The 239-nt window shown below is 41.0% G+C and carries 1 pseudogene; it reads left to right on the top strand.

Going from position 1 to position 239, the window contains the following annotated elements:
- Positions 1-32 precede the first annotated feature (32 nt).
- A pseudogene (locus ACTHS3_RS18555) lies at positions 33-239 on the top strand (outer membrane beta-barrel protein); the annotation flags it as partial.

Raw genomic sequence — 239 nt, 5'->3', positions numbered from 1 at the left:
ATTCTTACGAGCCAAATCGAGAAGAAACCAGAATGAAACAAGGTGGTGGACAAGGTATTGAGGTTGAAGTACCTGTATCTAAAAAATTCGCTAACGGTTCTAAAATCACCCTGACCCCGTTCTATCGAGGCTGGAAAGTTAAAGATTCAAACTTCACCGTTACAGAAGACTATGGCTTCGTTCAATTTGGTTCAATTGAACCCAAAAACCGCACTCAAGAAACGGGTGTAAGATTGCAA

Source organism: Neisseria sp. P0009.S007 (genome assembly GCF_051962515.1).
This window is presented reverse-complemented; position numbering and strand designations above follow the sequence as displayed.